The 13,335-nt window shown below is 54.6% G+C and carries 14 protein-coding genes; 6 read left to right on the top strand and 8 right to left on the bottom strand.

The window, feature by feature from the left end; translation table 11 throughout:
• Positions 1–44: 44 nt before the first annotated feature.
• Complete coding sequence (locus tag ABJM21_RS12355; protein ID WP_348302630.1) at positions 45–410, bottom strand: hypothetical protein; 366 nt, start codon at positions 408–410, stop codon at positions 45–47.
• Positions 411–584: 174 nt separating this feature from the next.
• Between ABJM21_RS12355 and ABJM21_RS12350 the strand changes: the two genes are divergently transcribed.
• Both ABJM21_RS12350 and ABJM21_RS12345 read left to right on the top strand, forming a co-directional pair.
• Positions 585–959 (top strand): DUF4345 domain-containing protein, encoded by a 375-nt coding sequence (locus ABJM21_RS12350; protein ID WP_348302544.1) that lies wholly within the window; start codon positions 585–587, stop codon positions 957–959.
• A 149-nt stretch (positions 960–1,108) separates the two neighbouring features.
• The gene (locus tag ABJM21_RS12345; RefSeq protein WP_348302543.1) at positions 1,109–1,312 is read left to right on the top strand and encodes a dodecin family protein; all 204 of its coding nucleotides are present in this window, start codon (positions 1,109–1,111) and stop codon (positions 1,310–1,312) included.
• A 33-nt stretch (positions 1,313–1,345) separates the two neighbouring features.
• On the opposite strand, the gene ABJM21_RS12340 is transcribed toward ABJM21_RS12345, so the two are convergent.
• The 3 genes from ABJM21_RS12340 to uvrA all read right to left on the bottom strand — a co-directional run bounded on the left by ABJM21_RS12340 (position 1,346) and on the right by uvrA (position 5,253).
• Positions 1,346–1,819, bottom strand: a complete 474-nt coding sequence (locus tag ABJM21_RS12340) for a D-Ala-D-Ala carboxypeptidase family metallohydrolase (protein ID WP_348302542.1) — start codon at positions 1,817–1,819, stop codon at positions 1,346–1,348.
• An 81-nt stretch (positions 1,820–1,900) separates the two neighbouring features.
• Entirely contained in the window at positions 1,901–2,260 is a 360-nt protein-coding gene (locus ABJM21_RS12335) for a hypothetical protein (protein ID WP_348302541.1), read from the bottom strand.
• An 80-nt stretch (positions 2,261–2,340) separates the two neighbouring features.
• Positions 2,341–5,253: an excinuclease ABC subunit UvrA gene (gene uvrA, locus ABJM21_RS12330; RefSeq protein ID WP_348302540.1), complete on the bottom strand. Its 2,913-nt coding sequence runs from the start codon at positions 5,251–5,253 to the stop codon at positions 2,341–2,343.
• A gap of 228 nt (positions 5,254–5,481) precedes the next feature.
• On the opposite strand from uvrA, the gene ABJM21_RS12325 reads away from it, so the two are divergent.
• On the top strand, positions 5,482–5,874 hold the full coding sequence (locus ABJM21_RS12325; RefSeq protein WP_348302539.1) for a cytochrome c: 393 nt from the start codon (positions 5,482–5,484) through the stop codon (positions 5,872–5,874).
• Positions 5,875–5,988: 114 nt separating this feature from the next.
• Positions 5,989–7,143 (top strand): serine hydrolase domain-containing protein, encoded by a 1,155-nt coding sequence (locus ABJM21_RS12320; RefSeq protein WP_348302538.1) that lies wholly within the window; start codon positions 5,989–5,991, stop codon positions 7,141–7,143.
• Positions 7,144–7,151: 8 nt separating this feature from the next.
• Here the strand turns inward: ABJM21_RS12320 and ABJM21_RS12315 are convergent, their stop codons facing one another.
• Together ABJM21_RS12315 and ABJM21_RS12310 are read right to left on the bottom strand one after the other, a co-directional pair.
• Positions 7,152–8,747, bottom strand: a complete 1,596-nt coding sequence (locus tag ABJM21_RS12315) for a sulfatase-like hydrolase/transferase (RefSeq protein WP_348302537.1) — start codon at positions 8,745–8,747, stop codon at positions 7,152–7,154.
• Between the two features lie 58 nt (positions 8,748–8,805).
• Positions 8,806–8,949 carry a hypothetical protein gene (locus ABJM21_RS12310; protein ID WP_348302536.1) on the bottom strand — a complete coding sequence of 48 codons (144 nt, stop codon included), beginning with the start codon at positions 8,947–8,949 and terminating at the stop codon, positions 8,806–8,808.
• Between the two features lie 67 nt (positions 8,950–9,016).
• Here ABJM21_RS12310 and ABJM21_RS12305 point away from each other — a divergent pair, with 67 nt between their 5' ends.
• Positions 9,017–9,718, top strand: coding sequence for a hypothetical protein (locus tag ABJM21_RS12305; RefSeq protein ID WP_348302535.1), 702 nt, complete (start codon positions 9,017–9,019; stop codon positions 9,716–9,718).
• Here the strand turns inward: ABJM21_RS12305 and gmk are convergent.
• Entirely contained in the window at positions 9,715–10,380 is a 666-nt protein-coding gene (gene gmk / locus ABJM21_RS12300; protein ID WP_348302534.1) for a guanylate kinase, read from the bottom strand. The genes ABJM21_RS12305 and gmk overlap by 4 nt on opposite strands.
• A gap of 167 nt (positions 10,381–10,547) precedes the next feature.
• On the opposite strand from gmk, the gene ABJM21_RS12295 reads away from it, so the two are divergent.
• On the top strand, positions 10,548–11,666 hold the full coding sequence (locus ABJM21_RS12295; protein WP_348302533.1) for an AI-2E family transporter: 1,119 nt from the start codon (positions 10,548–10,550) through the stop codon (positions 11,664–11,666).
• Here the strand turns inward: ABJM21_RS12295 and ABJM21_RS12290 are convergent.
• Positions 11,663–13,009 (bottom strand): MFS transporter, encoded by a 1,347-nt coding sequence (locus ABJM21_RS12290; RefSeq protein ID WP_348302532.1) that lies wholly within the window; start codon positions 13,007–13,009, stop codon positions 11,663–11,665. The genes ABJM21_RS12295 and ABJM21_RS12290 overlap by 4 nt on opposite strands.
• Between the last annotated feature and the right edge of the window lie 326 nt (positions 13,010–13,335).

The raw sequence follows: 13,335 nt of genomic DNA, 5'->3' as shown, positions 1-13,335 counted from the left end.
TTTTGGCTGCTTCTGATATCCTGGGCTCTATCAAACCCATCCAATCACCACCAACCGGTAATCTCCATCCCCAGCATGACAAACGCATAACCCAACACACCATATAGCAATGCGCGGAACACCGGATAGGGGATGCGGGCTTTTTCGGGATAGCCCTCGGGATGAATGACTATGATCTTTTCGCCAATAACCGGCGTGGGAAAGGGCATATAGACCTTGTCGCGAACCTCTATAAATGTGCCGTTTTCATTGGGAAAAAGGAACACCGGGTTATAGAGGGTCACGCCGTCCTCTGACTTGCGATCATGGCGGACAATCTTCGCGGAAACGCGGCGGACGGGGTTGCGCAGAAACGGCAAATCGCTGCGCAGCGCCAGCGCTAGTCCTGTTGCCGCGAGGGCCAGGCCAATCCAGAGAATGATCGTTTCGATCGCGCGGGGCTAGCATTGTTTTTTGGGGTTGTTAAGACGGTCATCGCGTAGCCCTTACGCCCCCTTGTCATTGTCACTCATTCTGCTAGGCGCGTTTCATATTGCAACGGAGATTGCAGTCTATCTTGGAAGACGCATCAGGGGAGAACCAACATGAAATTATTCCGCATCGCCATCTATATTTTCGGCCTGATCCCGCTTTATTTCGGCCTCACGGGCATTGCGCTGGGTGCGGCGCAGCTCATGGGCGGGGAGCCGTTTACCAATGCGATGGATAACCAGTTTCGCTATCTCTCTGGCGTCTATATCGGCATTGCCGCGATGCTATTCTATTCCGCTGGCGATATAGTCGGGCGGGCGCTCGTCTTTCGGTTGACAGTGCTAGCGGTGTTTATCGGCGGATTGGGCCGGGTGGTTTCTTACCTCAGCGTGGGGGCACCGCCAGCCGATATGGTTGCTGGAATGGTGCTGGAGCTGATCGCGCCGGTTTTCATTCTCTGGCAGTCCAAAGTAATCAAGGAAGCATGATAGGGCGATCCACCTGCTCTCCGCAAACACTCTAATTTGCAGGCGGGATTTGACGGCGGCGGCCGAAAGGCGCATTCTCATGCCTGCCGCTGCAACAGGGAATGGGCAGGGCGGCATTTTCCAAGGGGGCTAACCCAAAGGAGAGTGTAATGGCTGTAGCAAGAGTGACCGAAATTATTTCCGGTTCAACCAGTTCGATCGAAGATGCGGTGAATGAAGGCGTGTCCCGCGCATCGCAAACGCTGACCAATGTTCAGTCCGCCTGGGTCAAGGATATCAAGACCGTGGTAACCGACGGCAAGGTAACCGAATGGCGAACGACACTGGCGGTGACTTTTTTGCTGGAAGACTAGCCTTTCCGGCAGCCGGTTTGTCGCTTCAGGACATTATCCTACAATCCCGTTTTGATAAACGGTCCTGCGACGGCCATTGCGGACGACGCGCTTGGCGGTGAGTTCCTGATTGCGATAGGGTTCGCGGTAGGACACGTGAACCCAGCCGCTGGCCGGGACGCCGGACTCGTAAAATTCCAGGATCAGCTGATCATAGTTGAGCCGCCGTTCCATCCACTGGCAGATGCGCAGATTGTCGATACCGGCAATCTCGAAATCTGCCGCTTCGCCTTTGGCATGTTGCGAACTGCGCGATCCGCGGATGGCGCGGTTGACCGCAGGCGAGCGATAGCCAGAGGAGATCAGCACCGGGCGGTCATAGTTTTCTCGCACCGGTTCCAGCACTTTCTCGCATAGGAGTTTGAGCGCCGCGATCTCCGCTCGTCCGGGTGTGTTGTCGAGCATCAACCGGGTGGCCGTCTGCGATTGCGTGAATTCGCTGAGGTGAAAATTCGGGCTGAGTTTCATGGGTTGGTCCTTTGGGTGCTGATCTTGCTTCCCTATGTCGCCAATGCGGGATATTCTTTATCTCGCGCCCAGAAACAGCAGTCAATCGCTTCGAGGATTAACTGTGCTGGAATAACCGCTGACATGCCAATAGACTCTGGCGCGCTGGTCGTTCGACTTGTTGCGCAGAACCATGATCTGATTTTTCGGGACAGATTGATTGAAGCTCTCGCCGGGTGCAATGGATCCGACAACGGTGCGCGACGTTCCGTTCTGCAGGAGGATTTCGACGGCCACGTCGCCGCGATTTTGACCGTCAAAGCTGATTGTTTTGGGCTGTGTGCCGCCGAGCAACAATGTCTCGCCTTCGGCTATATAATTATTCTGGCTGATGCCCGCATGCGCGGCGCTGGCCATCATGCTGCCTGCAATGGCTACTGTAAGAGCAAATTTATTCAACATGGCTTTCTCCTAATATCGCGGTTGGATCCGCTGGCAGGAGTTACGGAGATTTGTCTGCATCGGATGCAGCCAGTGTCAATTTACTTCGACAGCATGTCCTTCAAATAGCCGCCGGTGAAGCTGCCTTTGACCTTCGCCACCTCTTCCGGCGTGCCCTCTGCAACAATCTCTCCGCCGCGGACCCCACCTTCGGGGCCGAGGTCGAGTATATGATCGGCGGTCTTAATGACGTCGAGATTATGTTCGATCACGACTACGCTATTGCCCTGCTCGACCAGCTGGTGGAGCACTTGCAACAGTTTGCGGACATCCTCGAAATGCAGACCGGTGGTTGGTTCGTCCAATATGTAGAGCGTCTGCCCGGTCGAGCGTTTGGAAAGCTCTTTGGCAAGCTTCACGCGTTGGGCTTCGCCGCCGGATAGCGTTGTCGCTTGCTGACCAACTTTGATATAGCCAAGCCCGACTTCATAGAGCATCGCCATCTTGTCGCGAATTGGCGGGACCGCCTTGAAGAAGCTCACCGCATCTTCGACCGTCATGTCGAGTATGTCGGCGATCGACTTGCCCTTGAACTTCACTTCTAGCGTTTCGCGATTATAGCGTTTGCCGCCGCATTCCTCACAGGTCACGTAAACATCAGGTAGGAAGTGCATCTCGATCTTGATCAGCCCGTCGCCGCGACATACTTCGCAGCGGCCGCCTTTGACGTTGAAGCTGAACCGGCCCGGTTTATAGCCACGCGCCGCCGCTTCGGGCAGTCCGGCAAACCAGTCGCGAATGTTGGTGAACGCGCCAGTATAAGTCGCGGGATTGGAACGCGGTGTCCGACCAATGGGTGACTGGTCAATGTCGATGACCTTGTCGCAATATTGCAGACCGGTGATTTTGTCATGCTTGCCCGCGATCATCCGAGCGCCGTTCAGCGTCCGCGCAGCCGAAGCATAAAGTGTATCGATAGTCAGCGACGATTTACCGGAGCCTGACAGGCCGGTAACGCAGGTAAATGTGCCGAGCGGGATCGATGCCGTGACATTTTGCAGGTTGTTCGCGGACGCACCGTGGACGGTCAGCTTCTTGCCATTGCCTTTGCGGCGTTTTGCCGGAACTTCAATTTCGCGCGAACCATTTAGGTACGCAGCGGTAAGCGATTTCTTCGATTTCAGGATTTGCTTGAGCGTACCGGCTGCAACCACATCACCGCCATGGACGCCTGCGCCTGGCCCCATATCAACGACATAATCGGCTGTTTTTATCGCATCTTCGTCATGTTCGACGACAATTACGGTATTCCCAAGATCGCGTAGACGTTTCAACGTGGTCAGCAATCGGTCGTTGTCACGCTGATGCAGGCCAATGCTAGGTTCGTCTAGCACGTATAAAACACCGCTTAATCCTGAACCTATTTGGCTCGCTAGGCGGATGCGCTGGCTCTCTCCGCCGGATAAAGTGCCGCTGGTCCTGTCGAGATTGAGATAATCGAGGCCGACATTGTTCAAAAACCCGAGCCGTTCGATAATTTCTTTGAGGATCGGTTCGGCAATCTGCTTTTGCGTCTTGTCGAGTTGATCCGCGAGGCCATTGAAAAACGCCAGCGCGTCGCCAACGCTGCGGCGGGTCGGAATGCTGATATCCTCGCCCGCGATCTTGACCGCCAGCGCCTCGGGCTTGAGCCGCGCGCCATGACAGACTTCGCAGGGTGCAGCCGCCTGAAACTTGGCGAGCTCTTCGCGCATCCACGCGCTCTCCGTCTGCAGCATGCGGCGGGTGAGATTGCCGACCACGCCTTCAAACGGTTTTTTGACCTCATAGCTTTTGCGCCCGTCCTGAAAGCGCAATGTCACGGGCAATCCCTGCGTACCGTTGAGGACGATATCGCGGTGATGTTCCGACAGATCCTGCCACGGTGTATCCAGCGAAAATTCAAAATGCTTCGCAAGACTGCCGAGCACTTGCATATAATAGGGGCTGGGCGGATTGGACTTTGCCCAGGGAACAACTGCGCCTTTTTTGATCGAAAGCGCCGGATTAGGCACGACAAGCTGGGTATCGAAATGGAGTTTTTCACCCAGACCATCACAGGCAGGGCATGCTCCTTGCGGCGCGTTAAACGAGAAAAGCCGCGGCGCGATTTCTTCAATCGTAAAACCGCTCACCGGACAGGCAAAGCGTTCTGAAAAAACAATGCGATTATCGGGCAGGCCAGTGCCCTTCATCTTGGTGCCGGTTGCCGCTTCGTCGCGGCCCGGGACAACGCCCTCGGCCAGATCAACAAAAGCAAGCCCGTCGGCCAGCCGTAAGGCCGTCTCGAAACTATCGGCCAGTCTGGTTTCCATGCCTTCTTTATTGTCAGTTTCGGCGCGCACGACCAGCCGGTCGACGACCACCTCAATGTCATGTTTGAGTTTCTTGTCGAGCTTGGGCGTTTCCTCAATATCGTAAAATTCACCATCGACACGGACACGGGTAAAGCCGGCTTTCTGCCATTCCAGCAATTCCTTGCGATACTCACCCTTGCGTCCGCGCACGACGGGGGCCAGCAGATAGAAACGGGTTTTCTCTGGCAGCGCCATGACCCGGTCGACCATCTGGCTGACCGTCTGGGCAGTAATTGGCTCCCCGGTGGCTGGCGAATAAGGCACACCCGCGCGCGCCCACAGGAGGCGCATATAATCGTAAATCTCGGTTACCGTCGCCACGGTTGAACGCGGATTGCGCGATGTTGTTTTTTGCTCGATCGAGATAGCAGGCGACAGGCCTTCGATATGCTCGACATCCGGCTTCTGCATCATCTCCAGAAACTGGCGCGCATAGGCGGAGAGCGATTCCACATAGCGCCGCTGCCCCTCGGCATAGATGGTGTCGAACGCAAGGCTCGACTTCCCACTGCCGGAAAGGCCGGTAATGACGATCAGTTTGTCGCGGGGAAGGTCGATATCAACGCCTTTGAGATTATGCTCCCGGGCGCCTTTGACTTTAATATGGGTAAGACTCATGCGCTTGCTTTGCCGAAGATGTTGAAGAGAGTCCAGCGGGTCATAGGGTTGTACTATGTTCTATATATGTTCTTATTGCAAGTGCGTTTGTTTACGCGGATGTGATCGCCTTGTGAGAAGGTCGGCAGTCCAGCGCTTTTCGCTTTATCTGGTGCCGCAACAATCTATAATATGGCCGAACATGCTGCTGGGTGGGGATCCATAGTTTAACTGATAGGAATCTCTTTGATGCGCCAATTTGTTTTAGGAATATTTCTTCCGCTTACCGTGATGGGATGCACTACTGTGGCAAGCGAACAGGCGGCATCAGACAATAGCGCCGGCAAGCCAATGCAGGGCCCAATGCAGGGGCCAATGCAGGGGATGGCATTTGCTGGGGCCCATTGCGCTGCTTGTCATGAGGTGGCGGACGGACAGAAGTCGCCAAATCCGCAAGCGCCGCCATTTGGTGCAATTGCCAATACCAAAGGCCTTACCGACAAAACGCTAACCACCTGGCTTAGCGATTCCCATAATTATCCGGACTTGATGGACTTTGATATTGATAGCGGGGACATTGATGATCTGGCCGCCTACATATTGACGCTGCAAAGGCCCGATTATAAGCCGCCAACTCAATAGGCGGGGGCCGCAGGATACGCTCATTTCACACGATATGCCTGAAAGTTGATTTCCATCATTGTGTTCTATTTGTATTGCTGTATTAATATAGTAATACAATAAAGGATGAAGCCATTGAAAAAAGCATATCTTATCAGCGCCGCGCTTGGTGCGGCCTTGACCTTGGCCACACCATCAGCTTGGGCAAGTAGCGCGGATGGCATATCTTCTGATGGCGAGACTGTTGCTGCTCCGAAAAGCCAGAACCCTGCTGATTTAAAGAAAATCCTTGCCGAAAAACTACCCGGATGGCTTGCGGAATATGACGTCCCAAGCGCGGCTATAGCTTATATTGCCGATGGCAATGTCGCATGGACCCATGTTGCCGGAGAGGCCGAGCCTGGCAAGGTCGCAACGGCGGACACGCTTTATAACATCGCCTCGATGACCAAGCCCTTGGTCGCGGAAACGCTCGTACGGCTTGCCGAGGGCGGGGCCTTTACGCTGGATGAGAGTATGGCGAGTAGCTGGGTTGATCCGGATATAAAATCTGATCCACGGCACAAGCTGCTGACGCCGCGCATGGCGCTGGTGCATCGGACTGGCTTCACCAATTGGCGCTATCAGACCAAGGATGTGCTGACCTTTAAAAATGATCCGGGCACGCAGTTCGGATATTCGGGTGAGGGCTTTCAATATATGGCGCGCTTTGCCGAGAAGAAAATGGGTGCGCCGCTGGAAACACTGGTAGCTCAGCAGATTTTTGAACCGGCGGGTATGACCCAGACAAGCTTTACCGAAAAGCCATGGTTTGCTGGCCGGATTGCAATGTCGCGCAATGGCAAAGGAGAACATGCCCATGCCACCGTACGCAAGGATTGGAATGCAGCCGATGATGTCTGGTCCACTGCCGGTGACTATGCGCGTTTTCTGACCTGGATGATGGCTAATCCGGTGAGTGATCAGCCAACGGAAACCTACTGGACCGCAAAGGAAAATCTCAGCAGACAGATTTGCGGCGAGGGCCGCTTGGCGGCGGAAGTATGCCCGAAAATCTTGGGCTTTGTCGGAGGCTGGAATGTCTATCACACAGCGGATAATGTGATCGTCATGCATGGCGGCGGCGATGTCGGCGAACGCACTTTGGGATTTTTTGATCCAGTCAACAAAACCGGAGCCGTGATCTTCACCAATGGCGCCAAGGGTCAGAAAGTGATCCGTGACGTGGTGAAAACCTTATATCCCGATCCCAGTCTGGACGCATTTATGAATATGCAGGCGGGAGGATAGGCGGTCGCTTATCGCCCCGGAAACGTCTCTCCGCTTTGCAAATCAATCGTGCCGCCATCCCTGACCGGCACGACGCCACGTCCGAACCAGACATAACGATCCGTTGGCACAGTCAGCATATTGTCATAATTCTTCGCTGCATAGATTGGATCATAGCCCATGAAGATCAGGGTAGTCGGGAATAGCTGGCTCAGGCTGCGTCCACCTGATGGTTGAGCCGCAAAATTGTCCTGAATATCAGGCGGCAGAAAGGCGACGAGCGGCACCGCAAATTCCGCGCTAACGGGGCTCCCGCTGCAATGCGGCGTGATCCCATCGTTGATATTCTGACCATGGTCGGAGGTATAGAAAATCGCTACTTTTGAACGATCCACACCATCCAGCAGCGCATCGAAAAATCCGGCTTTGGAATAGGTGATTGCTGCCTCATATTGTTCCTGTGTGCTGCTGTCTTTTGGCAGCGTACCCTCGGGATAGTGATCGCGATATTGGAAATGCACGCCGCGCAACAGGGCATAGACAAATTGCTTGTTGTCGTTTTTGAGATCGGCATTGAGCGTGCGTGCGATTTTGAGATCGGTTTTGATGCCGTCAGCCGCGCTTTCATAGCGGTCGATGAGCGCCTTTTCGGGCGCTAGCAACTGATTTTGCGGCGGTCCGGTCACCTGTCCGTCGACCATCATGGTCGCATAGCCCGCTTTTGCAGCATAGCCCCAGATGGAAGCGGTACGGCGAAGATCCGTAACGCTATCGACCGAACGAACCGCAACCCCTGAACGCAGCGCGACGTTAGATGGCGTGCTGCAATGGCCCATGGATGCCGCTTCGCCAAAGTCGATAGCGGCATGGCCGGTCAATTGCGGCGCTATGATTTTATCAAAAGCTTTATAAGAAACGCTTTCATCGACCAGCCAGATGATCTTGCGGATCGCTGGATCGACACTTGGAACAGCGATGACTTCTGCGCGTTCTGGCGGTGGATCGGCGGATAATAGGGTCGCGGCATAATTATATATATTGCGTTCCGCGCCCAGGGGATGGAGATTAAGCCATGGCCATATAAGCGAGGGTGCTGCTAGCAGAGCCAGTGAGGTTATTGTCGATCCCTTGCTGGCAATGCTGTCTCCGAACCGTTGGCGAACAGGCCGATGCAACAGGCTTCTCGCTCCAATCAACAATGTGATGACGAGCAACAATTTGACCATTGCAAGGGCAAGAGGAATGGCGAATTCACCTGCGGCTTGACCTGCCTGTCTGGCTTCACTCACCAACCAACCCGCCTTCTGGATGTCGAGCGTGTCGCCAACAATCTGCCCATAGGTCATGTTGACGCCAGCGGAGAGCACGACAAGGCCCAGAGCGATCGAAAACCACCGGTTCGAAAGCCACGCAACCGCTGCGAACAGCAACAAAGCCTGCATCGCAAAGGATAAAGTCGCGAGACCTGCGCTTCTATAATCAAACGCCGCGGCGCGATAGAGGATAGCGTGCGTAAGCGGCAATTGGTTGACCAAAGCATAGGCCACGCTGAACAGCAGAAAACCGGCCAGAAGCCGGCCAATCGGCCATTTACAGTCAGAGTTGCCAAAGAGGCTATTGGTCACGCGCTGCTTCTCACATCAGAAAGCTGGTAAATCGGCCATTTAATATGGCATAAAGCCTTTAAGAAACGGTGACCGCCGCCGGTTTTGCCGGTTTCTGACCGATTTGGTCAAACCGTCGGCAACGATCGTCGAAGCTCGTCATCTTTTCGTCGAAAGTGGCTCTGGCCTTGGCGTGGTCCGGCATAATGTGTTCAAGAGCCACATTGTGGTCCTGTTTGGTTACGCATTGGGATCGCCGCGCGGCTTTAAAAAAAGGGGGGTGGTACCACATGACAAACGTGGTTCGTAATTTGGTATTTCGGGAATTTTTGCCCTCCGCATGGGCAAGCTCCTTTTCCCGGCCCGGTACCCCCGGAACAAATACCCAAAGCGCCCTACCCCTAATCTGCGCTTTGTTTGCGGCGTTGTTGGTATCATCCCCTATTTTTGCACAATCTGTCCAACCTGTTCCGCCAGCCGCGCAAAAACCGCCACCACCTTGCGCTACTGCGGATCACCGCGCCTTTGATTTCTGGATCGGCACATGGGATGTGACGCCAGCAGGCCAAACAACCCCCGCGGGCATCAATAGCATCAGCGCACAGCATGGCGGCTGCGTGATCCGTGAAGAATATAAAACCAACGGCGGTTACACCGGTATGAGCATGAGCTTCTACGATGCCGCGCGCAAAACATGGCATCAGACATGGATGGGCGCTGATGGCACGGCTTTATTTGTCGAAGGCGGTCTCAACGAAAAAGGCGAGATGGTGCTGAGCAATGCCAATTGGCCTGGCTATGTGAAAGGCTCCCCGATCAATCGTGTCACGTGGACTCCGATCAAGGATGGGACTCCGAACAAGGATGGCACCCCGAACAAGGATGGCGCCGATGTCACAAGCGTCCGCCAGCATTGGCAGGCATCGAAAGACGGCGGTGAGAGCTGGACGACGGTGTTTGACGGCCTTTATGTGAAACGAGCGGAAAACTAACCGCGTTCTTGCGCCACCAAATCGCGCACAAAACCAATCAGACCCGTTTGCCGTGACCGGCGCATGCGTTCGGTTGCCAATATCTGTTTAACCTTGGCGAAACAGGCTTCGAGGTCATCATTGATCAAGACGTAGTCATAGCCGTCCCAATGACTGATTTCGCTGGCCGCGCGCTGCATACGGCTATCGATAATTTCGTTGCTGTCCGTGGCTCTCGCCTCAAGCCGTTCACGCAGCTCGGCTAGGGAAGGGGGCAGGATGAAGATACGCACAACATCCTCGCCGCCGCGCTGGTAAAGCTGCTGTGTGCCCTGCCAGTCAATGTCGAAGAGAACGTCTTGTCCCTCTTCAAGGTTTTTCTGCACCGGTGCAGCAGGCGTGGCATAGCGATTGCCGAACACCGTCGCATATTCCAGAAAGGAATTGTCCGCGACCATTTCTTCAAATTCATCACCGTTAACGAAATGATAGTCCTTGCCTTCTTCTTCGCCGGGGCGTTGCGGCCGGGTGGTGACAGATACGGACATGGCGATCTGGTCATCCGCTTCGAGCAACATGCGTGCGAGCGTCGATTTGCCAGCGCCAGAGGGTGAAGAGAGGACAAACAGCAGGCCGCGGCGGCTCAGTTCATCATGCGGAAGGGAAGAAATATCGTCGGCCATAGCGGCTATTGGCCGAGAAGGGTGCGTGCCGTCAAGATGCTAGTCGCGATTGCTTGCAGATGTTACAGGGCCGGCTGCAAAACTGATGTGATGACAGGCGGGAATTTTATGTTTATCAAATATTTGCACGGGCTCTCCGCCGTCAAAGAGGATGTTGATTCAAGACCATGATGCAGGGCCGCGTAAGCACGATATTTTTCTCGGTCGGAATAACGATCATGATCGGCTGGTTGTTCTATGTCGGCAAGGATATCATCCTGCCGATTGTGACGGCGATCATCCTCCTTCAGATCCTGTACGCAGCCAGTGCTGCGGTAGCGCGTATTCCCGGTCTTGGCCGCTCGCCCATGTGGGTGCGAGCGACGTTAGCCTTATTCGGGGTGGTCTTGCTGCTATTTGCAATGACCCGGATGCTGGTGGCCAGTCTGCAGACATTGGTACCATCACTGCCGACCTATCAGACCAACCTCGAAAATCTTTTTGCGGCCTGGTTCCCCGCGCAACCAGAGACGGCTGCGGTCGACGCCGACATGGGTGACATGATGGCCTCACCGGGCCTGATGATTGATCGCGGGAGCGAAGCAGTGGTCAAAGCGGTGAGTGAATTTGCGACCAAGCTGCTGACCGAAGTCGACATTGCCGCGCTGGCGCAATCGGTGCTGTCCTCGCTGACCAGTTTTGGCGGCTTTGTGTTTATCACCATCCTCTATGCCTCTTTCATGCTGAGCGAAATTACCGGCTTTCCCGCCAAGGTGCAGCGCGCTTTTGGCAGCGCGAGCGAGTCCAAGGACACGATGAACATGATTGCCCGGATCAACCATGATATCGGCAGCTATCTCGCCACCAAGACATTGATCAATATCATGCTAGGCGTGATTTGCTGGATCATCATGATGGTGCTGGGTATCGAATATGCGGCGCTATGGGCGATCATTATCGGTCTGCTCAACTATATCCCCTATATTGGTTCGATTGTCGGTGTTGCCTTTCCCGCGCTGTTTGCCGTGGCGCAATTTGGTACGCTGACCGTGCCGCTGATTGCCACCGGCCTGATGACCGGCGCACAGGTGATTATCGGCAATGTTGTCGAACCCCGTATGCTCAGCAAATCGGTCAATCTCAGCCCGATGGTCGTGCTTGTCGCCCTCTCGGTATGGAGTACATTGTGGGGCATTCCGGGTGCGATTTTGGCGGTGCCGTTCACGACGATCTTGATGATCATTTTGGCGGGCCGCAAAGGCACCAAACCCATTGCTGCTTTATTGTCCAGCGACGGTAAAGTTTAAGCCGCCTCCGCTGACTCATGCGCTGAATCATGTTGGGGTGGTACCAAGCAGATCGCGGCCACCAGCGACAGGCCGAGCAAGACAGAGCCGATTAAAAAGGCGAGATCATAGCTTCCATATATATCAAAAATATAGCCGGCTCCCGCTGGCGCTGTCGCCACGAAAGGCAAGAGCAACGGTGCGAATACCGAGTTGATTTTGGCGAAGCTTTCCTGCCCGAAAAAATTGCTGGTCAGGGCAGGAGACAGAGCGAAAAACCCGCCATAGCATAGGCCCAGTATAAAGGCGGCTATGCTCAGCCCGACCACGCTGGCGACCGACCACAGCATGATGAAGCCCCCCAACATCGCCGCCATCATCGCCGCCATTAACCAGCGCAGTTCAAACCGGTCACCGAGCCATCCCGCGGGCATCCGGCCAAGCCCGCTGCCAATGATGAAGATGCTAACGATCGAAGCCGTTTGTAATTTCGAAATGCCGATATCGGACAAGTAAAGCGAACCATGGGTGAGCAGAAATGTACCGATACCCAAATATGTCACGCTGATAATCATGATGAAATAGACGGCGCGGGTGCGAAATACCTGACCGATTGTCCAGCTATGGGCGCTGCGATAGGTACGCGGTTTGGGGGCAGGTTTCTGGCCATGGGTCTTGGGTACATGCGGGTTGATATTGTCGGGATGCTGCCCGATATCTTTGGGGCGATTGACGACAAACTGCGTCAGCAGGATCGCCACGACGACAGCCGCTGCGCTAACCAGCCAGCCGGATTGCCAATTGCCGAACACATCCATCACCCGAATAAGGATCGGCTGCGCGAAAAAGCCTCCCAAGGCATTGCCGGTCAATATGATCCCCAAAACGGTGGCCCGTTTGACGTTAAACCAATTGATGACCACGGTTTGCCCGCACAGCGGCCCTGCGAGCGCATTGGCAACCCCCATGAACAGACCCCAGATGACGGTCCAGTGCCATATCTGCGTCACGAAAAAGACGGTCATCAAAAGGCTGGCAAGCATGATCGTGAGCCCGACTGTCAGGGTGAAACGAACGCCTTTTTTCCCAATCATCCACGCGGTCAACGGATAGCTGAGACCCAGCATCAAAAAGCTGAGACTATGGGCAATGGACGCGTCTCCCCGGTTCCAGTCCATTGCCTCGACCATCGCTGGAAAAATCGCAGCATAGGCGAAATAGACAAAACCGGATGCGGCAAACTGGATGAAGAACAAAAGCCCGGCATTATTCCAGCCGTAGAATCTCCGGCGTGGCTCTCCGTCCGACGACGCGTGCTCTTTCTCACTGGCCTGTGTCGCTGCCAAAGCCTTCTCGTGCGTCATCGCTTCTCCTGACATCTGTGTTAGCAGGAGAGATGCTCAGTAGGAAAGCGCTTTGTGGCAGGGGCGTCAATGGATCGGAAGCAGAAGAAGGACAAAGCCCGCGAACCCCGGAATTACGACGAAGTTCACAAAGTGCACATAGTCCTTTGAGTGGATCTGAGTGGCCATGTTGGATTATTTATTGCCGATGTTGGAAATTATGTTGCTAGCGTTAGGACGCGCGTCATTGTCGTGAATTCCGAGAGGCTATCGAGTATTTTCCTGCGTCTGTTAAGGGCGCAGAAACGATCACTATCGTTGACCCACCCATTATTCATATAGGCGAT

Source organism: Parasphingorhabdus sp., assembly GCF_039977335.1.
Taxonomy (GTDB): Bacteria; Pseudomonadota; Alphaproteobacteria; order Sphingomonadales; family Sphingomonadaceae; genus Parasphingorhabdus.
This window is presented reverse-complemented; position numbering and strand designations above follow the sequence as displayed.

What these genes read in the sequence shown, in the direction of transcription:
- ABJM21_RS12350 (WP_348302544.1), top strand. Translation starts at nt 585, where the DNA reads ATGAAATTATTCCGCATCGCCATCTATATTTTCGGCCTGATCCCGCTT.
- ABJM21_RS12345 (WP_348302543.1), top strand. Translation starts at nt 1,109, where the DNA reads ATGGCTGTAGCAAGAGTGACCGAAATTATTTCCGGTTCAACCAGTTCG.
- ABJM21_RS12340 (WP_348302542.1), bottom strand. Translation starts at nt 1,819, where the DNA reads ATGAAACTCAGCCCGAATTTTCACCTCAGCGAATTCACGCAATCGCAG.
- ABJM21_RS12335 (WP_348302541.1), bottom strand. Translation starts at nt 2,260, where the DNA reads ATGTTGAATAAATTTGCTCTTACAGTAGCCATTGCAGGCAGCATGATG.
- uvrA (WP_348302540.1), bottom strand. Translation starts at nt 5,253, where the DNA reads ATGAGTCTTACCCATATTAAAGTCAAAGGCGCCCGGGAGCATAATCTC.
- ABJM21_RS12325 (WP_348302539.1), top strand. Translation starts at nt 5,482, where the DNA reads ATGCGCCAATTTGTTTTAGGAATATTTCTTCCGCTTACCGTGATGGGA.
- ABJM21_RS12305 (WP_348302535.1), top strand. Translation starts at nt 9,017, where the DNA reads ATGACAAACGTGGTTCGTAATTTGGTATTTCGGGAATTTTTGCCCTCC.
- gmk (WP_348302534.1), bottom strand. Translation starts at nt 10,380, where the DNA reads ATGGCCGACGATATTTCTTCCCTTCCGCATGATGAACTGAGCCGCCGC.
- ABJM21_RS12295 (WP_348302533.1), top strand. Translation starts at nt 10,548, where the DNA reads ATGATGCAGGGCCGCGTAAGCACGATATTTTTCTCGGTCGGAATAACG.
- ABJM21_RS12290 (WP_348302532.1), bottom strand. Translation starts at nt 13,009, where the DNA reads ATGACGCACGAGAAGGCTTTGGCAGCGACACAGGCCAGTGAGAAAGAG.